This window comes from Mesorhizobium sp. B2-6-2 (genome assembly GCF_006440615.1).
GTDB lineage: Bacteria > Pseudomonadota > Alphaproteobacteria > Rhizobiales > Rhizobiaceae > Mesorhizobium.
Map to the genome: position 1 here is coordinate 173,778 of NZ_VFUG01000010.1, position 23,345 is coordinate 197,122.

The following is a 23,345-nucleotide window of genomic DNA, read 5'->3' on the forward strand; positions in this document are numbered from 1 at the left end:
CAGGGATTGAACTTGCCAAACGCCCGGAGTGCTTCATCGATGGAACGCTACTATTTCGACCTCCATAACGCCGAGCATGGCCAGGTTGACGAGCACGGGCAGCTTTTTGCCAACCGCGAGCGTGCCCGTCTTGAGGCGTTGCGCATCCTGCACGACATTGCCCGCGACGAGGCGCCCGGGACCGAACAGTTGAAGATTACCGTGAAGCTGCGCACCGCGAAGGAGCAGATCTTCGAGGCGTCGCTGACGCTGGACTCGGCCTGGAAGTGAGGCCTTTGCCCTCAGCATCGCATCCCGCCGGAGGCAAGCATGTTCGCCGATTTTGATACATTGGAAATAGACACCGGCGAGGCGCGTATCTTCGCCCGCCATGGCGGCAGCGGGCCCGGCCTGCTCCTGCTGCACGGCTTTCCCGAAACGCATGCGATGTGGCGCGACGTTGCGCCCAGCCTGGCGCGGGATTTCAGCGTCGTCTGTGCCGATCTGCGCGGTTATGGGCAAAGCTCCTGCCCGCCATCGGCCGCCGACCATGCGCCCTACGGCAAGCGCGCCATGGCTGCCGACATGGCGGCGCTCATGGGGGACCTCGGCTTCCGACGTTTCCTGGTCGCCGGCCATGATCGCGGCGGGCGCGTCGCCTACCGGCTGGCGCTCGATTATCCGGACCGCGTCGAGAAGCTCGCCGTGCTCGACATCGTCCCTACCGCCGAGGTCTGGGACCGGGCCGATGCCAGGCTGGCGCTAGGCTTTTGGCCGTGGTCGCTGCTGGCGCAGCCCGAGCCGCTGCCGGAGACGATATTGGCGGCGACGGCCGGAGCAATCGTCGACAATGCGCTTTCCGGCTGGGGATCCGCAGCCGACGCGTTCCCGCCCGGCGTGCGGCAGGCTTATGTCGCTGCGCTGCGCGATCCGGCGCATATCCACGCCATCTGCGAAGAGTATCGCGCGGCGGCTTCGCTCGACCGGCTGCACGACCATGCGGACCGCGAGGCCGGCCGGCGTATATCCTGCCCCGTGCTGGCGCTGTGGAGCGAGCATGGCGCGCTGGCCGAATGGTATCGGGACGAAGACGGACCGCTGGGCATATGGCGGAACTGGGCCGACGATGCCAGCGGCGGGGCGATGCCCGGCGGCCACTTCTTTCCGGAGGAATCGCCGATCGAAACGGCGGCCACGCTCGACGCCTTCTTTTCCGGAAGATAGAGAACCTCTCCGGCAGATGGCGCCGGCCGGCCAAGCGGCCGGTCGGCCTGGCTCACATCAGCATCAGCCAGAGCAACGGCAGGGCCGCCAGGCCGATCGCCATTGCGATGAGCGCGCCATGGCCGAGACGCTCGGCGCGCCTGGCAATCTCGGCGACCTCGTTCTCGTCGTTGATGATGTCGAGGAACGAAAGATCGGCAAGGGTGGTACGCTGGTTGTCGTTGGCAGGCAGGCTTTCGGCATCCTGCCGAGCGGGCTTTGCAGAGGTATAGGTCAAAACGTCGTCTCGCTCCGAGGTCGGCTGCGCGGCCTTCTGTTTATGAATAACGGTGCCCGCCGGAATTGCGCGGGGCTGACCGGCGGGCACCATGATAGCCGGCGATGGAGGGGGCTTTCTCGTCGGCCGCTCACCAATTCGCAAAAAGAGATTTGGTTGCACAAGCCAGCCCAATGCGCTGGCCGGATCGGACTTCAGTCTGACGAGTCACAAAATGTTTCGACCGGAACATCGGTTGCCGGCGCCTGTTGCCCTTACTCAGGGATGTTGGACGCGTCCTTGAATCACCCTCAAGAAAATCCGAACCAACGGAGAATTCGACATGCCCAATCAAGGCGGAACCCACGAACAGCACGTCAAAGCCGGCCAGCAGAGCCACAAGAACCGCGAAGACCAGCATCGCGGCAGCGGGCAGCAGCAGGCCGAGGACCGCAACATGGGTCAGCGGAGCGCCGGCCAGCACCGAGGTGGCAGCGGCAACTTCGCCGAAGACCGCCAGCGCGCCTCCGAGGCCGGCCGGAAAGGCGGTCAGCGCTGAATTCAAATGGCGTCCGTGTCCTTCACGGACGCCATTTGAACTGCCCGCGGGCTCGACCCCGCGATGGAACTTCTGCCCCGCCCTCCAGTTCCTCTTCAGTCGGTTGCCCAGGCTGCCGTCGCAGGATGTTTGAACGGAGGCATCAATGTCGCTGCAAACGCTTCATCCCGAACAGGTGGATGAGACCCGCATGCAAGCCTACTCGACCTTCGGTCCGTTGCTGATCCAAGCTCTGGCGCAGAAACTTGGGCACTGCCAGGGCATGCGCGAGTTGGACAAGCTCGAACAATCGCTTGTTCGCCTGGTCGAGGAGACCGACGTCGCCGCCCCGCACGGCGAGGAGATGAAGGAATTCGCCGTCGAACTCGTCGTGTCGACGCTGCGCAATGTGCGCGAGCATCCCGACGCCAAGCAGGATCTGGAAGAGATCGACGGACGTCGCGCCGAAGGCCGTTCGGAAGACCCGGATACGCTGGAGGAGCAGTTGCAGTCCGGCCTTGAGGACTCCTTTCCGGCAAGCGATCCGCCGGCCGTGGTCTCGACCGCGATCACCGGCGGCTCGAAGGACATCGTCGGCACCGACGAGGTGCTGCGCCGCAAGAAGGAAGCACGCCGCAGGCAGTTCCAGACAGCGAACTGATACGGCGGAAATCGAAGGAGGCCTGCGATGACCCAGGCGAACGACAATATACCGAACCGGCCGGGCGCCGCCGATGCGCCGGCGACCGGCAATTTGCCGACCAAGGGCGGCGACGATCCCGATGTGCGCTTCCTGGCGGAGCACACCGATCTTTCGCCGAAGCAGGCGCGGGAGTTGATCCGCGAGCACGGGCACGACCGCGACAAGCTGCTCGAGATAGCACGGACCATGAAAGCGGAAGGCTGACGGTTCTCCGAGGACGGAGGGCAAACGGCCTTCTCGAAAGCGAGGTTAAGATGAGCAATTCACCCAATACCGGACGTCCCGGAACCTCCGATCAATGGCCCCGCTGGGAGGGCCCGAAGGCCAACAAGCCGCGCGGCTATCTCCCGGCCAAGGATGATCCCGACGAGGATCGCGACGCGGCCGACGAGAACAACAAGGATCCGGAACGGTCCGATCTCGGCGACGTCGCCAAGAAGAAAGGTTCCTGAGGGCGATTTCACTCAGCGCAACAAGGAGCAAGCAAATGCCACGTGGCGATAAATCGAAATACACCGACAAGCAGGAACGCAAGGCCGACCATATCGCCGAAGGCTACGAGAAGCGCGGCGTGTCCGAGAAGGAAGCCGAACGGCGCGCCTGGGCGACCGTCAACAAGGACGACGCCGGCGGCAAAAAAGCAGGCGGCTCCGGCCGCGGCAAGCACACCGGCCATCCGGCGGCGCATAAGGGCGGGAAGGCTGGCGGCAAGGCTTCGGGCGAGCGATCCGCGGCCGCGCGCTCCGCTTCCGCGAAGAAGGCAGCGGCCACGCGCAAGCGCAACGCGGAGCACCACGCCCATCATTGAGGACTTTGCCTTCTCCCCTTGTGGGAGAAGGCAAGAGCCTCACAGCGGCATCTCCGAGGTCTGCTTGATCGTCTGGCTTGGCACATCCGTCTTGACGTTCTGCACGCCCTTGATGCGGCTCAGGTGCTCCGACTGGAAGCGGCGGTAGTCGTCGATGCCGGCCGCCACGATCCGCACCATCGCGTCGCAGTCGCCCAGCATCAGATAGCACTCCATCACTTCGGGGAATTTCGCCACCTCGGCGGCGAAATGCTCGATCGTGTCCTCATCCTGCTGCTTCAGCCAGATGCGGGTGAAAAAGGTCTGGCCGCGGCCGATCTTGGCCGGGTTGAGCACCGCGACGTAGCGATCGATGACACCCGTCTCCTCCAAAAGCTTGACGCGCCGCAGGCAAGGCGACGGCGAGAGGCCGACTTCCTTGGCCAGATCGTTATTGGCCATGCGCCCGTCGCGCTGCAAGGCGCGCAGGATGCGCCTGTCGATCTCATCCAGCTTCATAGTGCCAGATTCCAATCTTTTGCTCTAATTCGCCATTCAATGCTAAATTTTGGCAGAAACGGGGCATCTTCGCAACCCGATTGCGAGGCAATTCGGCTATAGTGCCCCACCGATAGCAACCCACAACCGAGCGGGAGAACGGCGGCCGCGAGGCCAGCCGAAAGCAAAGCCATGAGCATTTCCGAGATCGCCCTCGCCGAGGGTCAAAGCACCGATGGACGCGGCGGCGAGTTCCGGCGCGGGCTCGCCGCTTCGACGCCGGTGCTGCTCGGCATCATCCCTTACGCGCTGGTGCTCGGCGCGCAGGCCGCGCAGAAGGGCCTGAGCGTGGCCGAGGTGCCGCTGATGACCGGCCTCAATTTCGCCGGTGGCTCCGAGTTCGCCGCGATCCAGCTCTGGACTTCGCCGCCGCATATCCTGTTGATCGCCGCCATCACCTTTCTGGTCAACAGCCGGCATTTTCTGATGGGCGCCGCACTTGCGCCGTTCATCAACCATCTGCCGAAGCGGCAGGTTTTTCCGGCGCTGTTCCTGATGTGCGACGAGAGCTGGGCCGTAGGCCTTGCGGATGCGCGGCGGCGCGCCGACGCCGGCATGCGGCCGGCCTTCAGCCCGGCCTTTTATTTGGGCGCCGCCCTGCCCTTCTACCTCGCCTGGGTGGCGTTCACGACCTGCGGCGCGGCACTCGATCCGGTGCTCGGCGACGTCGAGACATACGGTTTTGCCTTGGCTTTCCCGGCTGTGTTCCTGGTGTTGCTTCGGGGCATGTGGACGGGCTTTGCCGCGGCGCGGCCCTGGCTGGTCAGCCTGGCGGTGGCGGCGCTCACCTATCTCGTCGTGCCCGGCGCCTGGTATGTGGCGGCCGGTGCGCTGTCCGGCCTGGTGGCCGCGTGGTTCCTGGCAGGTGAGAGATGATCGATCCGATGACCGTGCTCGCCATCCTGGCGATGGCCGGCGTGACGTATCTCACCCGCATCGGCGGCTATGTGGTGCTGAGGAACCGCGCGCTCAGCCCACGCGCCACGGCGGTGATGAAGGCCGCGCCCGGCTGCGTGCTGATCTCAGTGATCGCGCCGGATTTCGTCTCGAAGAATCCGGCCGATCTGGCGGCACTTGCAATCACGGTGCTAGCGGCGACACGGCTGTCGATGCTGCCGACAGTGGTGATTGGGGTGGCTTCGGCGGGCGTGCTGAGGTGGATGGGTGGCTGATCTCCCCCGAGGAGGAGATAGTTTAGCCGGCCCGCATCCCCCACGCGCCGCCCGTCGCCCTTGCCACGATCGCTTCCAGCGGCTCGGGCCGGTGCAGGAAATAGCCCTGGCCATAGGCAACGCCCATGCCCATGAGGATTTCCAGCGCGTTTTTTTCCTCGATCTTCTCTGCCACCACGGCAGCGCCCATCGAGCGGGCGATGCCGGTGATCGCCGAAACGATCTCGCGGTCGAACCGGCTTTCGGCGATGTGCTCGACGAAGGAGCCGTCGATCTTGATGGCATCGACGGGAAAGCGCCTGAGATATTCGAACGAGCTCATGCCGGCGCCGAAATCGTCGAGGCTGACGCGGCAGCGGCGTTGCCTGGCCTTGCGCACGAACTCGGCCGCGGCATCGAAATTGGTGACGGCGGCGGTTTCTGTGATCTCGAAGCCGATCGCCGACGCCGGCGCGCCACTGTCGGCGATCGCCTCGTCGACGAACTCCCAGAGCTGCGGATCGGAAAGCGTCTGCGCCGACAGGTTGAAGTCGAGCGAGATGGCGCCCGCGCGCATCGCCTCGCCGTGGCGCGTCAGCGCGGCGCGGATGATCCAGCGGTCGAGCCGGGCGGCAAGGCCGAAGCGTTCGGCGACCGGCATGAAACCGCAGGGCGGGATCATGTTGCCGCTACGGCCCTCGAGCCTGGCCAGCACCTCGACATGGCGGCTGTCCTCCCATGGCTGGCCGAGCCGGTGGATCTCCTGGCCGAACAGCTTCAGCCGGCCATCCTCCATTGCATCGACCAGGTCTGCCGCAAGCCGCGCGGCGTTGAGGCCGCCGGCGCCCGACGCCGTTTCCGGCGAGAACACCGCGAAGCGGCCACGGCCGCCGGCCTTGGCGGCGTAGCAGGCATCGTCGGCGCAGGCGAGCGCGTCGGCCACGCTCATGGTGGGGTCGCGCACGAAGGCGATGCCGATGCTGGCGGCAAGCCTGCGCGAGGTGGCGGCAGAGCCGGGATCGGCGTCGTGCACCGCGGCAAGCACCGCGCGGGCAAGGCGCTCGGCGCAGGCGTCATTGCAGTTCGGCACCAACAGCGCGAATTCGTCGCCGCCGAGGCGCGCCGCCTGCCCCGACGCGGGCAGGCTGGCGAGGATGCCCGCCGCGACGCTCTTCAGCGCGAGGTCTCCGGCGGCATGGCCGGCATAGTCGTTGAGCGCCTTGAAGTAGTCGAGGTCGACATAGAACACGGCAAGCGGCAGCCGCCCGGCCATGGCGATGTTCTCGGCAAGCAGCCGGTCGAAGGCCGAACGGTTGAGCAACCCGGTCAGCGCGTCGTGACGCGCGGCGAAGGCAAGCTCCTCGGCGCGCGTCTTCTCCTCGGTGATGTCGCGCACCGTGCCCAAAATCTGGCCGGCCGAGCCGACGCCGGCAATGAAACGCACCAGCGACTCGAGATGGCGGACCTGGCCGTCACGCAGGACTATCCGGTATTGCGAGGCGACGACGCTGTTCGAGCCGGGGGCGATCAGATGCGCTCGCTCGGTAGCTTCCTTGTCGTCGGGATGAAGGTAGGTGTGCCAGAGGTCCGCCGTCACCTCATCGGTATCGGCAACCAGGCCGAAGATCTCGCGCGTGCGTGCGTCCCAATAGCTCTTCTTCGTACCGATATCGTGGTGCCAAATGCCGGTGCCGCTGGCGGCTATCGCGAGGCGGAAGCGGATATTGACCTGCTCGAGCGCCGCCTCGGCCTCTTTTTGCCGGGTGATGTCGGTCTGCACGCCCATCATCCTGAGCGGCTTGCCGTCGGCGTCGTGCTCGACAATGCCGCCGCGGTCGAGCACCCAGACCCAGTGGCCGTCCTTGTGGCGCAGGCGCAGCTCCGTCTCGATGGAATCGACGAGACCCGCAATATGCCGGTCGCCGCTTTCCTGCGCGCGCTGGCGATCGTCGGGATGGGTCAGCTTCAGCCAGAGATCGGGCGTGTTGGCGAGCTCGTTCGCCTCGTAGCCCAACATCTTCGACCAGGTCGGCGAATAGTAGCAATCGCCGGTCGACAAATTCCAGTCCCATAGACCGAGATGAGCGCGATCAAGCGCCAGCGCCCAGAACTTACCGTTGCGTTTGTCGTCGTCCGCCATTGCTTGTTCTTGCCATCCCGTCCCGGCAATATTGCATGAAAGCAGAGAAAAAAGGGTTACCGGGAGTGGTTCAGTTAATCTCCCTCCAAGAGGTCCCAAGAGGGGCAGATGGCCGGCAGGCCAGGGGGGCGTGAAGGATCGCGGCGTTGATTTTGTCGGGGTGGAGCTGGTCGCTAACCGGCTTGGCCGTGACTGCAAAAAACCGAAACGCCGGCGGGACAGCACCCCCCTCTGCGCTCGACCGCCGCCGCCAATCGCCTAGCCCACCGCCAACCTTCGCCTCACCACCGCCGCATGGAACCGCGCGCCGTGCAGCAGGGCCATGTCGTTGAAATCATAGGACGGGTTGTGCAGCGGTGCCGTATCGCCATTGCCCATGAAGACGAAGCAGCCAGGCACATGATCGAGGAAGCGGGCGAAATCCTCCGAGGCGGTCATGGGCTCAGCCGCGATGCGAACGGCATCGTCGGCCGCGACGCGAACAGCGTCGTCGGCCAGCACGGACCGGGCCGCCGCAAGCGCCTCGTCGACCAATGCGGCATCGTTGATCAACGGCACGAACTCGCGGGTGTAAGCGACTTCAGCCGCAACATTATAGGCCTGGGCCGTGCCGTCGGCGATGCGCCGCATCTCCTTTTCGATCGCGGCGCTCACCTCGGGCCTGAAACTGCGGCAGTCGCCGAGGATGCGCGCCATGCCGGGCAGCGTATTGCGGGTGCCGTCGGCGATGAGCTCGGTCACCGAGACGACGCCGATATCGGCGGGGCTCAAGCGCCGCGAGACGATGGTCTGGAGGTTGACGACGAGCGCGCAGGCGGCGACCAAGGTCTCCTGGCCGGCATGCGGCCGCGCTGCGTGGCCGCCCAGGCCCTTGAGCACGATCTCGAAATTGTCCTCGGCCGACATGACCGGACCGCTCCGGGTCTCGAAATGACCGATGGGCAGACCGGGCATGTTGTGCAGCCCAAAGATCTCCTCGAAGGGGAAGCGCTCGAGCAGGCCGTCGCCCAGCATAGCCAGCGCGCCCCTGCCCCATTCCTCGGCCGGCTGGAAGATGAAGCGCACCGTGCCGTCGAAGCCGCCCTCACCGGCAAGCAATTTCGCCGCGCCGAGCAGCATCGAGGTATGGCCGTCATGGCCGCAGGCATGCATGGTGCCCGGCATTTGCGAGCGCCAGGCTTGCCTGCCCTGCTCCGCGATGTGCAGCGCATCCATGTCGGCGCGCAACGCGATGGCACGGTTGCCTCTGCCTCGGGTCAGCGTGCCGACGACGCCGGTGCCGCCGACGCCTTCGGCGACCTCCAGGCCGAACTCCCGCAATTTCGCGGCGACGAAAGCGGCGGTGCGCTGTTCCTCGAAACCGAATTCTGGATGGGCGTGGAGATCGCGCCGCCACGCCGTCATCTCGCTGTGCAGTGCCTGCTGGTCGAGCTCAGCCATCGTCGCCCTCAAGTCTCTTTTCATGACGCAATTCCGGACGGAACGCTACGGCGAAGTCGCCGAGCCAACCGCCGCGTGCTTTTCCCGGAATTGCTCTCAGGCAGTCTGCAGGAACACCTCTGCCGGCGCCATCCCGACCAGCTCGGCAAAGCGGCCATGATCGGTGGCGCCCTCCGAGTTGACGACGAGCACGCGGGAGCCGGCATCGAGGCCTAACGCCGCACGCATCTGCCCGTCGCCCGCAGCGCGGACCAGTCCGGCGAGCCCGACGCCGCCGCTCTCGCCGGAGACGATGGCCGGATCGTTGCCCAAGGGCCGCGCCAGCCGCTTCATCACGGCGACGGCGTCCTCTTCTTCCACCGTCATGAAGGCATCGCCGACGCGCGCCAGCACGCGCCAAGCGACCAAGGACGGCTCGGCGCATTCGAGCATCGTCATCACGGTCGGCTGCTGCTGGGCGATCGTTACCGGACGTCCGGCCTCAGCCGAAGCGTAGAGGCACGCCGAGCGCCGCGGCTCGACCACCACCGCTTTCGGCCGCCTGGAGCCAAGCATGACCGCCATATGGCAGGCAATTGCCGCCGCGAAGCCGCCGACGCCAGCCTGCAGGAAAATATGCGTCGGTGGCTCGGCCAAGCGCCGCAGCGTCTCGCGCACGATCACCGTGTAGCCCTGCATGACCAGTCCGGGGACGCGCTCATAGCCCAGCCAGGACGTGTTGGAGACGATCTTCCAGCCGCGCTCGGCACCGACGCGGGCGACCTCGCGCACCGCATGGTCATAGCCGCCCTCGACCCGCACGATCTCGGCGCCGAGGCGGGCGATGGCCGCGACGCGCTCGGCGCTGACGCCGGCATGGACGAAGATCACCGAACGCGCACCGACAAGCCCGGCGCCCTGTGCCACGGATCGGCCATGGTTGCCGTCGGTGGCGCAGACGAAGATCATGCTCGACGCGATCCCGCGCACTCTCGGCTCGCCGATCTCGGAGACATCGACATCGCGACCGAGGCGCTTGCCGGCCTCTTCCAGCACCAGCCGCATGACGGCATAGGCACCGCCCAGCGCCTTGAAGCTGCCAAGGCCGAGACGCTGGCCTTCATCCTTGACATGAAGTGCCGCGACGCCGAGGTGATCGGCCAGCGCCGGCAAGGCGTGCAGCGGCGTTTCGGCATGATTGTCGCGCGCCTTGAGGTAACGCTCGGCCCGCTCGCCCCCCGCGATGCCGAGCGACTCGGCATCGGCGGCAACCAACGGCTGGTTGTGTTCGGGACGTTGGTTGAGAAGCAGCATGCTAGTCTTCCTGCGAGGCACTGAACTCTGTCGGCGGGCGCGATTCGGGCGCGATTTTGGATGCTTTATTTGGCTAAGTGATTGAAGTTTGTTTCGATTGGATGTCGCCGGATATTCGCTTCGGGACGACCAGATACAGCCAACATGACTATTTTTGGTGGTATTTCACCCCAGCGGCACGCCTATCTGGGTTCCTCCCGCGATCAGTCGCCCGCCAGCCGGGCGGCGACGCTAAGCAGGATGTTGGCGCCGGCGACCAACTCGTCGGGAGCGGTGAACTCGGCGGGGTTGTGGCTGATGCCGCCCCGGCTCGGCACGAAGATCATCGCGGACGGCGCGATGCGCGCGATCATCTGCGCGTCGTGGCCGGCGCCCGAGGTCATGCGCCGGCACGAAAGGCCGGCCGCCCTGGCGCCATCCTCGATCAGCGAAACGATGCGGGCATCGAAGGTCACCGGCTCGAAACGCGCCAGGCTTTCGGCATGGACGGTGACGCCGGCGCTTGCGGCCAATTTGTCGAGGAAGGCGGCAAGCGCCGCCTCCTCTTTGCGAAGATGCGTTTCGTCGGGATCGCGCAGGTCGATGGTGAAGATCGCCCGCGATGGGATGACGTTGATGGCGTTCGGCTCGAACGCGATGGTGCCGACGGTGGCGACAGTGCGCGTCGACGAGGCGCCGGCCCGGTCCGCCAAGAAGCCGATCACGCGGGCGGCGGCGACGCCTGCGTCCTTTCGCATCGACATCGGCGTGGTGCCGGCATGGTTGGCCTCGCCGTCGATGGTAACGCGCTGCCAGGAAATGCCCTGCAGGTTCTCGACCGCGCCGATGGCGATGCCCTCGCGCTCGAGCACCGGCCCCTGCTCAACATGCAGCTCGACATAGGCATGCGGCTTGAGGAAGCCGGGCCGATGCCGACCGGCATAGCCGATGCGCTCCAGCTCCTTGCCCAGCACCGTGCCGTCGGTGCCGACCGAGGCCAGCGCTTCCTCGAGGTTCCGACCGCCGGCAAAGACCAGCGAGCCCATCATGTCGGGCGAGAAGCGCACGCCCTCCTCATTGGTGAAGGCGGCAACCACGATCGGGCGCGCCGGCGCGAAGCCGGCTTCCCTCAGGCTCTCGATCGCTTCGAGGCCGGCAAGCACGCCGTAGCAGCCGTCATAGATGCCGGCGTCGATCACCGTGTCGATATGCGAGCCGAGCATGACCGGCGGCTGGTCGCTATTGGCATCGTTCCGCCAGATGCCGAAAATGTTGCCGATGCGGTCGACGGCGACCTCGAGCCCTGCCTCTTCCAGCCAGCCGACGAGGCGGTTGCGGCCGAGCCGGTCCATCTCTGAGGCGGCGACGCGGACCAGCCGCCCCTGCGCATCGCGGCCGATAGTGCCGAGCTCCTGGATACGGCCGAGAAGCCGGTCGGCGTTGATCATCAGATTGCTCATGCCGGCAGCCTCGCTTGCGCGACGTCTTGCGGCGCCATTCCGACCAGCTCGGCATAGCGGCCGGGATCGGTCGCGCCTTCGGAATTGATGATCAGCACGCGGGAATGGGCATCGAGGCCAATCGCCGCGCGCATCTTGTTGTCGCCGGCAACGCGGATCAGCCCGGCGAGCCCTGCCCCGCCGCTCTCGCCCGAGACGATCGCCGGATCGCTGCCGGCAGGTCTCGCCAGACGGTTCATCACCGCGATGGCATCTTCCTCGTCCACGGTCATGAAGGCATCGCCGATCCGCGACAGCACGCGCCAGGCGACCAGAGACGGCTCGTAGCATTCGAGCATCGCCATGACCGTGGGCTTGCTGTGCGCGATCGTGACCGGACGTCCGGCCTTGGCCGTCTCATAGACGCAGGCCGCCCGCGCCGGCTCGACCACGATTGCCTTCGGGCGATCCTCGCCAAGCATGATGGCGAGATGGCCGGCGACCGCCGCGGCGAAGCCGCCGACGCCGGCCTGAAGGAAGACGTGGGTGGGCGGCTGCGGCAAGCGCCTCAGCGTCTCGCGCACGATCACCGTGTAGCCCTGCATCACAAGCCCGGGTATGCGCTCATAGCCCGGCCAGGACGTGTCGGAGACGACGGTCCAGCCGCGCTCGGCGGCGACGCGGGCGGCTTCCCTGACCGACTGGTCGTAATCGCCAGCGACACGCACTATCTCGGCGCCGAAGCGGGCAATGGCCGCCACGCGCTCGTTGCTAACGCCGGAGTGGACGAAGATGACGGAGCGCGCGCCGACGAGGCCGGCTCCCTGAGCCACCGAGCGTCCATGATTGCCATCGGTCGCGCATGCGAAAACCATGCCGGCGGCGATCGCCTTGACCTCAAGGTTATGCAGTTCCGCGACGTCTACGGCGCGGCCGAGCCGCCTGCCGGCCTCCTCCAGCACCAGATGCATGACGGCATAGGCGCCGCCGAGCGCCTTGAAGCTGCCGAGGCCGAGGCGCTTGCCCTCGTCCTTGACATGCAGCGCGCTGATGCCGAGTTCGCCCGCCAGCGCCGGCAAGGCAAGCAGCGGTGTCTCGGTATGATTGTCGCGCGCGGCAAGGAAGCGTTCCGCTTCGTCGGCCCCGGCGAGCCCAAGCGTCGCGGCGTCTTCCTCGGTCAGCGGCTGGCGATGGTCCGGGTGGCGGTTGAGCAGCAACATGGGTTTCTCCGTCTTGATGACCGAAATTTATTGCAGGCCAGGCGAGAAAGGCGCTCTGTTTTGGTGCCTGAATTGCAAGTTTGTTTCGTTTGGAGCGCTGCCATGTCCATTTCGCCCGAACTCGACGCCTTCGACCGCGCCATCCTCGCCATCCTGCAGAAGGACAACGCCACGCCGCAGCGCACGATCGGCGAGAAGGTCAACCTGTCGGCGCCGGCCGTGCAGCGGCGCATCAAGCGCATGGAGGAGACCGGCGTCATCCGCGCCAATGTGGCGCTGGTCGATCCGGCCAAGGTCGGCCACCCGATCACGATCTTCGTCGAGGTGGAGGTGGAGAGCGAACGCGCCGAGCTCATCGACGCCGCCAAGCGCGGCTTTGCCCAAGTGCCCGAAGTGCAGCAATGCTACTACGTCACCGGCGAGGCCGATTTCATCCTGGTCGTCACGGTGGCGACGATGGCCGATTACGAGGCGCTGACTAGGCGGCTGTTCTTCGAGAACAACAATGTCAAAAGGTTTCGCACGTTTGTCGCCATGGACCGGGTGAAGGTCGGGATGGCGGTGCCGGTGGGGTGAGGCGTCGTAGCTGCCGACCTCCCCTACAAGGGGGAGATCGGCTGTTGTGCTGGCTTTCGCCAATCTCCAACCTCTACTGGGTCGGCGACGCCGCGTGTTCGCACGACACTTTCGGGTTCATGTCGGCGAAGGTGCCGGTCGGGTTGCCTTTCCAGGCCCAGACATGCAGTTCGTAGAACTCGCCCAGGCCGTAGCGGTTGGGCGCGCTGTTGAAGTTGAACAGCTGGCCGTCGAGCGACGCGGGCCCCTTCGAGGTGATGTATTCGACCGCCACCAGCTTCAGCGTGCCGTCGGCCATCGGCTCGTACATGACCGCTTCCGGACGGGCGATATCGATCTTGTCGTCCTTCAGATACTGGCCGTTGACATAGTGGATGCCCATGGCGCCGCCGGTGATACCACTGGCGCAAGGAATGGACGCATAGCCCTCCGCCGTGGCAGCCTTGACGTCAAGAAACCGGCTGTTGGCCGCTCGCACCTTGTCGGCCAGCGGGTTGGCGCCGGACACCGATGCAGCCGCGTCCTGATGCGCCTGGGCGAAGGTCGTACAGGCCGTCAGCGCGGCCGCTGCCATGAGCAGCCTGTTACAAAAGTTTGGTGTCATGTTCATTCCGTTCTTCCTGAAAAGCACGGCTGGCCGGCGGCCGAAAATACGGCGGCGCGACAGGCAAGCGCCGTGGCTGTTTGTGCTTGATGATCCCGGTTTGGATGCGGCGGCTGCCGATCATCCCTTCGGCAGGTACGAAATCGTTCCGGCCAGATCGGTGTTGTCGATCAGCTGAAAGCGGCTGTCGCTGCCGCCCTGGCGGGCCGACACGAAGGGGGCGTAGGCCGGATCATTGGTGAAGGCGTGCGCCGCCGCTTCCGATGGAAAGGCCATCAGCGCGATCAGCGTCGTGTCGAGCGGCTTGCCCTCGAGCGTCCTCACATTGCCGCTGCGCGCCAGATATCTGCCGCCGTGCTTGTGAACGAGGTCGTGCACGGTCGCGGCGTAGTCCGGTATCCATTTCGGATCTTTCACCTTGATATCCGCGATAAGGTAAGCGGTCATGGTCATTCTCCTGGTTGCTGCGCACAGGCATATCCCGTGCGTCGGCCAAACGGCTCGCACGGCAGGGCTCGCGCCAACCAGTCCTGGATCTGTACCGGGCCGGTACAGTTTCTGTACTCGCCGCTTCATTCATGAAGGTCTAATGTCCGGCCAACTTTGAGGAGGCGCCGATCATGACCCAGCACGGTTACAAGCAGTTCTGCCCGCTATCGATGGCCGCCGAGGTGCTGTGCACCCGCTGGACGATGGTGTTGATGCGCGAGCTGGTGGCGGGCTCGACCCGCTTCAACGACCTGCGACGCGGTGTGCCGAAAATGTCGCCGACCCTTCTGTCGCAACGGCTGAAGGAGCTGGAGCTGGCGGGGATCGTGGAGCGCCGGGAAGTCCCCGGCGAGAAGGGTATCTTCGACTATCGGCTGACCGAGGCGGGACGCGACTTGCGCCCTGTTGTCGAGGCAATGGGCTTTTGGGGACAGAAATGGGTCGAGTCCCGGCTGTCGTTGAAGAACCTCGATCCGTCGCTGCTGATGTGGGATATGCGGCGCAATCTGAACCCCTCGCCGCTGCCCGAGGGAAGAACCGTGATACAATTTCTGTATCAGGATCTGCCGGCCTCGAAACGCTCGTGGTGGCTGATCGTCGAGAAGCATGGCGAGGTCGATTTATGCTGGTACGATCCGGGTTTCGAGGTGGACCTCTACGTCTCGACCGATCTCCACACGATGACCGCAATCTGGATGGGCGTGCTGACTGTCGAGAAGGCCGGCGTGAAGGTCGTCCTGACCGGCGACAAGGCCATTGGCAGGAAGATGCAAAGCTGGCTCGGGCTCAGCCCGTTCGCGGTCGAACCCAAGCGGGCGGCATAGCCGGGCACCACCTTGCTGTCGAACGTTTATGGCTATGGACCGGGTGAAGGTGAGCTGGAAGTGCCCGCGGGCGCACCTCGCTCAAGATAGTCCCTTCGAGGACCACTGAGGCGGTTTCGACAGGCAAAGCTCCGAAAGGATTCCCGGCAGATCTCGTTCGTGTCGCTCAACGGAAACTGTTCATGTTGGACAACGCTGCCGAACTGGCCGACCTCAAGGTTCCCCCGGGAAACCGGCTTGAAGCGCTGAAGGGCGATCGCGCCGGTCAATACTCGATCCGTATCAACGACCAATTTCGCGTTTGCTTTCGGTGGACGGATGGTGGAGCGGACGATGTAGAGATCACCGACTATCACTAGCTGAACCAACCAGCTCTATCCGACAGGAGCGGAACCAAATGATCAATCTCGACAAGCCTATCCATCCCGGCGAGATATTGAGGGCCGAGTTCCTCGAGCCACTCGACCTGAAACCCTACACCGTGGCGAAGAAGCTACACGTCCCACGTACGCGTATCGAACGCCTTGCCAACGAGACCACGCCTGTTACGCCAGACACCGCTTTGCGCCTGGCAAAGTTCTTTGGGACGACTCCGCAGTTCTGGATGAACATGCAGGCCAGCTATGACCTCGCCGTCGAGGGCACCTCCATACGGGATGAACTCAAAGAGATTGAGCGGTTCGGGGCGGCCGCAGCTTAGGAGTTCTTGCCGCCCGCCTGCCGCCTCAGCCACCGCGCATAGACCTCCCCGACAATCCCGCGCCGGAAGATCAGCACGCAGATCATGAAGATCAGCCCGGTGGCGATGGTCACCGGGAAGCCGGATGTCGCGAGCGTGTTCTCCAGCCCGACGACAAGGCCGGCGCCGACCGCCGGGCCGGCCATGGTGCCGATGCCGCCGAGCAGCGTCATCAGGATCACTTCGCCCGACATCTGCCAGGTGACGTCGGTGAGCGTGGCGAACTGGAAGACGATCGTCTTGGTCGCGCCGGCAAAGCCGGCGAGCGCGGCCGACATGACGAAGGCAGCGAGCTTATAGCGCCCGACGGAATAGCCGAGCGAAATGGCGCGGTTCTCGTTCTCGCGGATGGAGCGCAGGATCATGCCGAAGGGCGAATTGACGATACGCCAGATGGCGAAGACGCCGATGAGGAAGACGGCGAGCACGAAGAAATACATGTTCATGGCGACGTTGAGGTCCACGACGCCGAACAGGTGGCCGCGAGGCACGCCCTGGATGCCGTCCTCGCCCTCGGTGAAAGGCGCCTGGACGCAGAAGAAATAGAACATCTGCGCCAGCGCCAGCGTGATCATCGAGAAATAGATGCCCTGGCGGCGGATGGCGAGGAAGCCCATGACGAGGCCCATGCCCGCGGCACCTGCGGTGCCTAGCAGGATGCCGGCGTCTGGCGGCCAGCCCCAGGCTTTCACCGCATAGGCGCAGAAATAGGCCGCGCCGCCGAAGAAGGCGGCATGGCCGAAGGAAAGCAGGCCGGTGTAGCCCAAGAGCAGGTTGAAGGCGCAGGCGAACAGCGCGAAGCACAGCATCTTCATGACGAAGATCGGATAGATGACGAAGGGCGCGGCGATCAGCGCCACGATGCCCAGCACCACCAGCGCCCGTTCGAGCCTCACGGAAGCGGCGGCGCGTTCTGCGTGAAGGGTCGCCTCGCTCATCTCAGGCGTCCCTTCCGAACAGGCCGGCGGGCCTGAGCAAAAGCACGATCGCCATGATGACGAAGACGACGAGGTTCGAGGCCTCGGGATAGAAGACCTTGGTCAGGCCCTCGGCGAGGCCGAGCATGTAGCCGGTGACGATGGCGCCGAGGATCGAGCCCATGCCGCCGACCACGACGACGGCGAAGACGACGATGATCAGGTCCGAGCCCATCAGCGGGCTGACCTGGTAGACCGGAGCGGCGAGAATGCCGGCGAGCCCCGCAAGCGCCGCGCCCAGCCCGTAGGTGAGCGTAAGCAGAAGCGGCACGTTGACGCCGAAGGCCTGAACCAGTTCCGGGTTCTCGGTGGCGGCGCGCAGATAGGAGCCTAGCCTGGTCTTCTCGATCAGCAGCCAGGTGCCGATGCAGACGATGAGCGACGCCGCCACCACCCAGCCGCGATAATTGGGCAGGAACATGAAACCGAGATTGGTGCCGCCGGCGAGCAGCGCGGGCACGGCATATGGATTGCCGGAGACGCCGTAATAATAGCGGAACACGCCTTCGATGACCAAGGCGAGGCCAAAGGTGAAGAGCAGGCCATAGAGCGGGTCGAGGCGGTAGAGATGCGACAAAGCAAGGCGCTCGACCGCCATGCCGAACAGGCCGACGACAAGCGGCACCAGGACCAGCGCCGGCCAGTAGCCGATGCCCAAATGCACCAGCAGCAGATAACCAATGAAAGCGCCCAGCATATAGAGCGCGCCATGGGCGAAGTTGATGATGCGTAAGAGGCCGAAGATGACGGCGAGGCCGAGGCTGAGCATCGCATAGAAGGAGCCGTTGATCAGGCCCACCAAGAGCTGACCGAGCAAGGCCTGGATCGGGATGCCGAAGATCATGGTCATGGCGCCATCATACCCCCAGCACCTCGTGCAGCTTTTCGGTGTGCGCGGTCAGCTGGCCGACGGCAAAACCTTCCACCACCTTGCCGTGGTCCATCAGATAGAAGCGGTCGGCGATGCGGGCGGCGAAGCGGAAGTTCTGCTCGACCAGCAGGATGGTCATGCCGCGTTTCTTCAGCGTCGCCAGCAACTCGCCGATGCGCTGCACGATGACCGGCGCCAGGCCCTCCGTCGGCTCGTCGAGCAAAAGCATCTCGACGCCGGTCCGCAGGATGCGGGCGATGGCCAGCATCTGCTGCTCGCCGCCCGACAGCTTCGTGCCCTGGCTGTTGCGGCGTTCCTTGAGGTTCGGGAAAAGCTCGAATATCTCCTCAACGCTCATGCCGCCCTTGGCCACGACCGGCGGCAGGATAAGGTTCTCGTCCACCGTAAGCGTGGCGAAGATGCCGCGCTCCTCCGGCACGAAGCCGATGCCCTGATGGGCGACACGGTGCAACGGCAGGCGGATCAGGTCCTTGCCGTTGAAGGTGACGGAGCCCGTGCGCTTGCGGATCAGCCCCATGATGGCGCGCAGCGTCGTCGTCTTGCCGACGCCGTTGCGGCCAAGCAGCGTGACGGTCTCGCCGCGCATGACATTGAGGTTGACGCCATGCAGCGCATGGCCCTCGCCGTACCAGGCGTGGAGATCGCGCACGGCAAGCAGCGGCTCACCCATGCTCGGTTCCCATGTAGGCGACGCGCACACGCTCGTCCTTGCTGACGGCGGCGTAGTCGCCGGCCGCCAGCACCTGGCCGCGCTGCATGACGGTGATCCAGTCGCAGAGATCGGCAACGACGGTGAGGTTGTGCTCGACCATCAGCACGGCGCGGTCTTTTGCCAGCGCGCGGATGATGCCGGAGATCGTGCCGACGTCCTCATGCCCCATGCCGGCCATCGGCTCGTCGAGCAGAAGCACCTTCGGGTCGAGCGCCAAGGTGGTCGCGATCTCCAGCACGCGCTTGCGGCCATAGGAGAGATCGCCGGCGAGACGATGCGCGGCGTCATCGAGGCCGACGATGGCCAGCAGCTCGCGCGCCCTTGGGGTAAGCCGATCCAACGCCGAGACCGGGCGCCAGAACTGGTAGCCCAGCCCGCTTGGACGCTGCAGCGCCACGCGCACATTGTCGAGCACGGAGAGATGCGGAAAGATCGCCGATATCTGAAAGGAGCGCACGAGGCCCATGCGCGCCACTTTGGCCGGCGGCATGCGGGTGATGTCGGTGCCGAGCAATTCGATCCTGCCGCTGGTCGGCTGCAGGAATTTGGTCAACAGGTTGAAGATGGTGGTCTTGCCGGCGCCGTTCGGGCCGATCAGCGCATGGATCTTGGCGTGATGGAGGTCGAGGTCGACATCCTTCACCGCGACAAAGCCGGCGAAGTCGCGCCTGAGGCCGCGGGCGGAAAGCACCACCCGCGGCGTCTCATCCGTGCCGTCCGGACGGACAGCAGTGGCGGTGTCGAGCGTCACTTGGTGACGAGCGGGCAGCCGCTGTCTTCGGCCTTCATGAAGGCCTTGTCGCCCGGAATGGTCGCCAGATAGGTGTAATAGTCCCAGTCCTTCTTCGACTCTTCCGGCTTCTTGACCTGATAGAGATACATGTCGTGCACCATCGAGCCGTCGGCCTGCACCTTGCCGTTGGCGGTGAAGACGTCGTTGACCGGCATTTCATGCAGTTCCTTCGCCACCGCCTCGGTCTCGTCGGTGCCGGCCTTGTCGATGGCCTTCAGGTACTGCGTCACCGCCGAATAGGTGCCGGCCTGGATCATGTTCGGCATGCGGTTGGTGCGCTTAAAGAAGCGCTGGGCGAATTCACGGCTCTTGTCGTCGCGATCCCAGTAGAAGCCTTCGGTCAGCACCACGCCCTGCGCCGCCTGCAGGCCCAGCCCATGCACTTCGGCGAGCGTGAAGAGCAGCGCCGCCAACCGCTGGCCGCCGGCGACGATGCCGAATTCGGCTGCCTGCTTGATCGAGTTCGACGTGTCGAGGCCGGCATTGGCGAGCCCGACGATCTTGGCGCCGGAGGACTGCGCCTGGAGCAAGAAGGAGGAATAGTCGGTGGAGCCGAGCGGATAGCGCACTTCGCCCAGCACCTTGCCGCCGCTCGCCTCGACCAGCTTGGCGGTCTGGTCCTTCAGCGAATAGCCGAAGGCGTAGTCGACGGTGATGAAATACCAGCTGTCGCCGCCCTGCTTGACCAGTTGGCCGCCGGTGCCGACCGCTTGGGAGTGCGTGTCGTAGGCCCAATGGAAGCCATAGGGCGAGCACTGCTTGCCGGTGAGGTCAGTGGAAGCCGCCCCGGTGACGATGTCGATCTTCTTCTTTTCCTTGGAAAGCCCCTGGACGGCCAAGGCTACGGACGATGTCGTGAGCTCCATGATCGCGTCGACCTGCTCGGTGTCGTACCACTGGCGCGCGATGTTGGAGGCAATGTCAGGCTTGTTCTGATGGTCGGCGCTGACGATCTCGATCGGCGCGCCCTGCACCTTGCCGCCGAAATCATCGACCGCCATCTTGGCGGCCTCGACCGACCACTTGCCGCCGAAATCAGCATAGACGCCCGACTGGTCGTTGAGGATGCCGATCTTGACCTTGCCGTCGGAGATTTCGCCAGCCGCGGCCGGCATTGCGGATGCCGCAAGGAGCGTGGCTGAGACGAGATAGGATGCTTTCACTGGTGGTTCCTCCCATGTGGCAACCACGGGAAACGCGGCTGCCTCGCGATGGTTCAACAGTTCCTTCGGATTTTGGATTGGAGCCTCGATCCCGCTCTGCCGCTCCTCCTCTGGCGGGCCCTCCTGTTTGCGGGCTGGGCCGCAGTGTGCCTTGGGTGCACGGGCGCGAGCCTAGCACCACATGTCGCAGGCCGAGAATGCTATTTTCGTAGCATGGAGGATTGCCAGGCGGCCTGGGCGGCTACCAATCAGGCTCTATTGCAGAATCCTCGGAAAGCCCAAGCGATTTTACCGGCAGGAGCGTGCGGATCGCAGCTTCTCTAAGAGGAGCGGGAAAAGCCTTGAGATAGTCGCGGTCAAGTGGAAGCTTCAGGTAGCTGTGAGAAATCGCCGCAGCCACCTCAGCCTGCTCGCGATCGCGGGTGGCCTTGACCGCGGATCGGTCGGGCCGCCTCGCGAGCCATGCCTTGTGAAGCGCAAATATCCTGGGGTCGACAGTCGGTATCTTTACGGGATAGCCGCGCTCATCGATGGCGATTGCCTCGGCCTTGGGCGCATTGATGAGCCATTGCAATCCGTCCATCGGGGCACCGTCGAGATCATCGGCAAGCGGCGTTATCGACGTCGGGGCATTGTCCTTGAGGACATTTCTCGTTTGCGGTCTAATGAGATCGACAAGATAACCATCCCGGTTTGTCGCCCTGAAGGCTCTGGGCTGGAGTGGCTTGAAGGACTGATCCACTTTGCGCAATACACCGATCAACCCGGATTGTGTTATCTTCTCGCCGGTCACGAAGCTGATCCGGCGGCGCGAGTCAAAGAGCAGATCGATGTCTCCGGTTGCCGTGAGGCCGCTCGCGATCTGCACACCGGCCAACGCCTCATAGGCGAACAGGGCATTCGTGCCGACGACAACCAACTGTCGTCCAAGGAGGTTCGTTTCGGCGCAGCGTCGCAATATCCGGGCAGCTATAGCCGGCACCCGCCCCAAGCCAATTGCGACATTGATCTTGGCAAGGCTGTTCAAGTGATCTGACAGGCCGGCCAGCAGGTCCTTGTTCCGTTCCCTGCCCTCGGAGAAAGCCGAAAATGATCTTTCCGTATCCTCGCTTCTGCGACCTAGCGAGCTTTCGGCTTGGCCGATCTTGCGCAGCAGGTATTCGGCGCCGTTCCGCTCAACCCAGCGCATGCTGCCCCGGAAGCGCCTTTGGTGCTCTTCGTTGGCGCCGAGCCAGCTCTCATAGACCTGCTGGGTATCTATGAGTTGGCGGCGCTGTTCATTTGTCAGCTCCCTAAGCATCCGTTTTCCACTCTACCGAGCCATTTCTAAATTAATAGTGGAAAATCGTTAAATAACAATGTCTTGCTTGCCATTTTCCACCATCACTCTCGAATTCCGCCATGATAGTGGAAAAATGCTTGAAAACAATAGCTTAAATCGTTTGCTATGAAACGACTTTCGCGATTGTCCTTTCTCACCAAGGCAGCCTTTTGCAGTCACGAAAAAAGCCGCCGGTCGGACCGTCGTCGCGCAAGGTCGCGGCCCAGACGATGCCGGCGGCGCCAGACACAATCCGGAAACAAGATTCAACAGTCGGGAAAAACTCGCGAAAAGAGCCGATGTCATAACGGTACCCGCAGCAGCCGACCACTCCGGCGCGCCACAACAGACATTGATCCGAACCCAAGGAATGCCGATTATGAAAAAGACCCTTCTTTCCGCACTCGGCCTCGCCGTCGCTCTCGCTTTCGCGGTGCCCGCCGCCAACGCCCAGACCACCACCACGACGAACACCGCTCCGGCGACGAGCACCACTGCTCCTGCCGCGACCACGGCCGCCCCGGCCGCTAACGAGACGGCGAAGGCCGGCGCCAATGGCCCGCACAAGAAGCTCAGGAAGCATCACCGTCATCACGCTCGCAAGCATCATCACGTGAAGAAGCACCACGTGCGCAAGCACCATGTGATGAAGAAGCATGTTGCGAAGAAGGCCGCATAAGGCCTGACGCGTTGCGACCTTCATGACCGGATGATCCGGAGCCGCTTGCTAAGGGTTCAGGATCATCGCTTCCCGAAAACGCCGCCCTCCCTCCCGGGCGGCGTTTTTGTTTGCGGTCTTAGTCGGGCAAACCGGCAACCACGTTTCGGAATCATGCCTACTTCTTCTGTGGGTGGATCGTTTCGCCGCGTGCCAGCATCGCCACCAGATCAGCAATCTTCTTTTTGCGGCCGGCTTCGGTCTTCATGTTGTGGATGCGGAAGGCGAGCGCGAAGCGGTTCTGTGCCGAAAGCTTCTCCAGCATCGCTTTCGCCTTCGGTTCGGCATCGATCGCGGCCTGCAGGTCGGGCGGGATGGTCATCTCCTTCGATCCGCCATAGGCGCGATCCCAGCGGCCGTCCGCCTTGGCCGCCTCGACCTGATCGAGGCCATGCTTCGTCATGCGCCCCGCCTCGATCAGGCGCGCGACATTGTCGATGTTGATCTTGCTCCAGATGCTCTTCCTGCCGCGCGGCGTGTAGCGCTGCAGGAAGCTCTTCTCGTCGAGCGACTTGCGCACCGCGTCGATCCAGCCGAAGCAAAGCACGACGTCGATCGCCTCCTTCGGCGTGATCGAGGCAAGACCAGAACCAACCTTTTGGATCTTGATCCAGACTTCGCTTTCGCGGCCGTGGTTGTCGGCAAGCCAGGCATGGAAGCTTTCGGCATCCGGGAATTCGTGGACCTTGTCCGGATCGACCTTGATCGGGGCCATCGTTGTTCCTTCTTGCGCGGCGCCGACGCTGCTAATCTCCCCCTCGTGGGCAGGGCTGTCCGGGGAAAGTGTTGGGTGAATCGAAATGCCGCATGTGCATGCCCCGTAAGACGGG

At 64.4% G+C, this 23,345-nt stretch carries 30 protein-coding genes; 14 read left to right on the top strand and 16 right to left on the bottom strand.

Going from position 1 to position 23,345, the window contains the following annotated elements:
* The first annotated feature begins 39 nt into the window (after window positions 1–39).
* Window positions 40–270 carry a hypothetical protein gene (locus tag FJ419_RS20265; protein WP_140543038.1) on the top strand — a complete coding sequence of 77 codons (231 nt, stop codon included), beginning with the start codon at window positions 40–42 and terminating at the stop codon, window positions 268–270.
* Window positions 271–309: 39 nt separating this feature from the next.
* The gene (locus tag FJ419_RS20270) at window positions 310–1,203 is read left to right on the top strand and encodes an alpha/beta hydrolase (protein WP_140697254.1); all 894 of its coding nucleotides are present in this window, start codon (window positions 310–312) and stop codon (window positions 1,201–1,203) included.
* Window positions 1,204–1,255: 52 nt separating this feature from the next.
* Here the strand turns inward: FJ419_RS20270 and FJ419_RS20275 are convergent, their stop codons facing one another.
* Window positions 1,256–1,573: a hypothetical protein gene (locus FJ419_RS20275; RefSeq protein WP_140697257.1), complete on the bottom strand. Its 318-nt coding sequence runs from the start codon at window positions 1,571–1,573 to the stop codon at window positions 1,256–1,258.
* A 343-nt stretch (window positions 1,574–1,916) separates the two neighbouring features.
* Between FJ419_RS20275 and FJ419_RS20280 the strand changes: the two genes are divergently transcribed.
* The 5 genes from FJ419_RS20280 (at window position 1,917) to FJ419_RS20300 (ending at window position 3,508) form a co-directional block, all read left to right on the top strand.
* Window positions 1,917–2,018, top strand: coding sequence for a KGG domain-containing protein (locus FJ419_RS20280; RefSeq protein ID WP_082056318.1), 102 nt, complete (start codon window positions 1,917–1,919; stop codon window positions 2,016–2,018).
* A gap of 145 nt (window positions 2,019–2,163) precedes the next feature.
* Window positions 2,164–2,658, top strand: coding sequence for a hypothetical protein (locus FJ419_RS20285; protein WP_140697260.1), 495 nt, complete (start codon window positions 2,164–2,166; stop codon window positions 2,656–2,658).
* Window positions 2,659–2,685: 27 nt separating this feature from the next.
* A complete protein-coding gene (locus tag FJ419_RS20290; protein ID WP_140631380.1) occupies window positions 2,686–2,904 on the top strand; it encodes a hypothetical protein in 219 nt (72 codons plus the stop codon).
* 50 nt (window positions 2,905–2,954) lie between these two features.
* Complete coding sequence (locus tag FJ419_RS20295; protein ID WP_140697263.1) at window positions 2,955–3,152, top strand: hypothetical protein; 198 nt, start codon at window positions 2,955–2,957, stop codon at window positions 3,150–3,152.
* Between the two features lie 35 nt (window positions 3,153–3,187).
* A complete protein-coding gene (locus FJ419_RS20300) occupies window positions 3,188–3,508 on the top strand; it encodes a plasmid stabilization protein (RefSeq protein WP_095768382.1) in 321 nt (106 codons plus the stop codon).
* Between the two features lie 39 nt (window positions 3,509–3,547).
* Here the strand turns inward: FJ419_RS20300 and FJ419_RS20305 are convergent, their stop codons facing one another.
* Complete coding sequence (locus tag FJ419_RS20305) at window positions 3,548–4,006, bottom strand: Lrp/AsnC family transcriptional regulator (protein ID WP_140697272.1); 459 nt, start codon at window positions 4,004–4,006, stop codon at window positions 3,548–3,550.
* A gap of 171 nt (window positions 4,007–4,177) precedes the next feature.
* On the opposite strand from FJ419_RS20305, the gene FJ419_RS20310 reads away from it, so the two are divergent.
* Both FJ419_RS20310 and FJ419_RS20315 read left to right on the top strand, forming a co-directional pair.
* Window positions 4,178–4,921, top strand: a complete 744-nt coding sequence (locus FJ419_RS20310) for an AzlC family ABC transporter permease (protein WP_140697279.1) — start codon at window positions 4,178–4,180, stop codon at window positions 4,919–4,921.
* Window positions 4,918–5,217, top strand: a complete 300-nt coding sequence (locus FJ419_RS20315) for an AzlD family protein (protein ID WP_140697281.1) — start codon at window positions 4,918–4,920, stop codon at window positions 5,215–5,217. Before FJ419_RS20310 ends, FJ419_RS20315 begins: the two co-directional genes overlap by 4 nt.
* A 22-nt stretch (window positions 5,218–5,239) precedes the next feature.
* Here the strand turns inward: FJ419_RS20315 and FJ419_RS20320 are convergent, their stop codons facing one another.
* The 5 genes from FJ419_RS20320 to FJ419_RS20340 all read right to left on the bottom strand — a co-directional run bounded on the left by FJ419_RS20320 (window position 5,240) and on the right by FJ419_RS20340 (window position 12,707).
* Window positions 5,240–7,336: an EAL domain-containing protein gene (locus tag FJ419_RS20320; protein WP_140543046.1), complete on the bottom strand. Its 2,097-nt coding sequence runs from the start codon at window positions 7,334–7,336 to the stop codon at window positions 5,240–5,242.
* Window positions 7,337–7,594: 258 nt separating this feature from the next.
* Window positions 7,595–8,776, bottom strand: coding sequence for a M20 aminoacylase family protein (locus tag FJ419_RS20325; protein WP_140697374.1), 1,182 nt, complete (start codon window positions 8,774–8,776; stop codon window positions 7,595–7,597).
* Window positions 8,777–8,872: 96 nt separating this feature from the next.
* Window positions 8,873–10,069: a diaminopropionate ammonia-lyase gene (locus FJ419_RS20330; RefSeq protein ID WP_140697283.1), complete on the bottom strand. Its 1,197-nt coding sequence runs from the start codon at window positions 10,067–10,069 to the stop codon at window positions 8,873–8,875.
* Window positions 10,070–10,272: 203 nt separating this feature from the next.
* On the bottom strand, window positions 10,273–11,508 hold the full coding sequence (locus FJ419_RS20335) for a Zn-dependent hydrolase (RefSeq protein WP_140697285.1): 1,236 nt from the start codon (window positions 11,506–11,508) through the stop codon (window positions 10,273–10,275).
* Window positions 11,505–12,707: a diaminopropionate ammonia-lyase gene (locus FJ419_RS20340; protein ID WP_140697287.1), complete on the bottom strand. Its 1,203-nt coding sequence runs from the start codon at window positions 12,705–12,707 to the stop codon at window positions 11,505–11,507. The genes FJ419_RS20335 and FJ419_RS20340 overlap by 4 nt, the downstream gene beginning before the upstream one ends.
* 102 nt (window positions 12,708–12,809) lie before the next feature.
* On the opposite strand from FJ419_RS20340, the gene FJ419_RS20345 reads away from it, so the two are divergent.
* Window positions 12,810–13,283: an Lrp/AsnC family transcriptional regulator gene (locus FJ419_RS20345; protein WP_140697289.1), complete on the top strand. Its 474-nt coding sequence runs from the start codon at window positions 12,810–12,812 to the stop codon at window positions 13,281–13,283.
* Between the two features lie 73 nt (window positions 13,284–13,356).
* Here the strand turns inward: FJ419_RS20345 and FJ419_RS20350 are convergent, their stop codons facing one another.
* Both FJ419_RS20350 and FJ419_RS20355 read right to left on the bottom strand, forming a co-directional pair.
* A complete protein-coding gene (locus FJ419_RS20350; RefSeq protein ID WP_181164902.1) occupies window positions 13,357–13,893 on the bottom strand; it encodes a hypothetical protein in 537 nt (178 codons plus the stop codon).
* A gap of 114 nt (window positions 13,894–14,007) precedes the next feature.
* Window positions 14,008–14,334 (bottom strand): DUF1330 domain-containing protein, encoded by a 327-nt coding sequence (locus FJ419_RS20355; RefSeq protein WP_140543052.1) that lies wholly within the window; start codon window positions 14,332–14,334, stop codon window positions 14,008–14,010.
* 173 nt (window positions 14,335–14,507) lie between these two features.
* Here FJ419_RS20355 and FJ419_RS20360 point away from each other — a divergent pair, with 173 nt between their 5' ends.
* The 3 genes from FJ419_RS20360 to FJ419_RS20370 all read left to right on the top strand — a co-directional run bounded on the left by FJ419_RS20360 (window position 14,508) and on the right by FJ419_RS20370 (window position 15,900).
* A complete protein-coding gene (locus FJ419_RS20360; RefSeq protein ID WP_140697291.1) occupies window positions 14,508–15,200 on the top strand; it encodes a helix-turn-helix domain-containing protein in 693 nt (230 codons plus the stop codon).
* 86 nt (window positions 15,201–15,286) lie between these two features.
* The gene (locus FJ419_RS20365) at window positions 15,287–15,559 is read left to right on the top strand and encodes a type II toxin-antitoxin system RelE/ParE family toxin (protein WP_140697293.1); all 273 of its coding nucleotides are present in this window, start codon (window positions 15,287–15,289) and stop codon (window positions 15,557–15,559) included.
* Window positions 15,560–15,597: 38 nt separating this feature from the next.
* On the top strand, window positions 15,598–15,900 hold the full coding sequence (locus FJ419_RS20370) for a HigA family addiction module antitoxin (protein ID WP_140697297.1): 303 nt from the start codon (window positions 15,598–15,600) through the stop codon (window positions 15,898–15,900).
* On the opposite strand, the gene FJ419_RS20375 is transcribed toward FJ419_RS20370, so the two are convergent.
* The 6 genes from FJ419_RS20375 to FJ419_RS20400 all read right to left on the bottom strand — a co-directional run bounded on the left by FJ419_RS20375 (window position 15,897) and on the right by FJ419_RS20400 (window position 21,776).
* Complete coding sequence (locus FJ419_RS20375) at window positions 15,897–16,877, bottom strand: branched-chain amino acid ABC transporter permease (protein ID WP_140697301.1); 981 nt, start codon at window positions 16,875–16,877, stop codon at window positions 15,897–15,899. The two genes, FJ419_RS20370 and FJ419_RS20375, sit on opposite strands and share 4 nt — an antisense overlap.
* A 1-nt stretch (window position 16,878) precedes the next feature.
* The gene (locus FJ419_RS20380) at window positions 16,879–17,766 is read right to left on the bottom strand and encodes a branched-chain amino acid ABC transporter permease (protein WP_140631428.1); all 888 of its coding nucleotides are present in this window, start codon (window positions 17,764–17,766) and stop codon (window positions 16,879–16,881) included.
* Between the two features lie 7 nt (window positions 17,767–17,773).
* Window positions 17,774–18,478, bottom strand: a complete 705-nt coding sequence (locus tag FJ419_RS20385) for an ABC transporter ATP-binding protein (protein ID WP_140697304.1) — start codon at window positions 18,476–18,478, stop codon at window positions 17,774–17,776.
* The gene (locus FJ419_RS20390; protein ID WP_140697307.1) at window positions 18,471–19,271 is read right to left on the bottom strand and encodes an ABC transporter ATP-binding protein; all 801 of its coding nucleotides are present in this window, start codon (window positions 19,269–19,271) and stop codon (window positions 18,471–18,473) included. Before FJ419_RS20390 ends, FJ419_RS20385 begins: the two co-directional genes overlap by 8 nt.
* Window positions 19,268–20,476 carry an ABC transporter substrate-binding protein gene (locus FJ419_RS20395; RefSeq protein ID WP_140697310.1) on the bottom strand — a complete coding sequence of 403 codons (1,209 nt, stop codon included), beginning with the start codon at window positions 20,474–20,476 and terminating at the stop codon, window positions 19,268–19,270. Before FJ419_RS20395 ends, FJ419_RS20390 begins: the two co-directional genes overlap by 4 nt.
* A gap of 241 nt (window positions 20,477–20,717) precedes the next feature.
* On the bottom strand, window positions 20,718–21,776 hold the full coding sequence (locus tag FJ419_RS20400; RefSeq protein WP_140697313.1) for a nucleotidyltransferase domain-containing protein: 1,059 nt from the start codon (window positions 21,774–21,776) through the stop codon (window positions 20,718–20,720).
* 400 nt (window positions 21,777–22,176) lie between these two features.
* Here FJ419_RS20400 and FJ419_RS20410 point away from each other — a divergent pair, with 400 nt between their 5' ends.
* A complete protein-coding gene (locus tag FJ419_RS20410) occupies window positions 22,177–22,476 on the top strand; it encodes a hypothetical protein (protein ID WP_140697316.1) in 300 nt (99 codons plus the stop codon).
* 157 nt (window positions 22,477–22,633) lie between these two features.
* Here the strand turns inward: FJ419_RS20410 and FJ419_RS20415 are convergent, their stop codons facing one another.
* Window positions 22,634–23,230 (bottom strand): YdeI/OmpD-associated family protein, encoded by a 597-nt coding sequence (locus FJ419_RS20415; RefSeq protein ID WP_140697318.1) that lies wholly within the window; start codon window positions 23,228–23,230, stop codon window positions 22,634–22,636.
* Window positions 23,231–23,345: the final 115 nt, after the last annotated feature.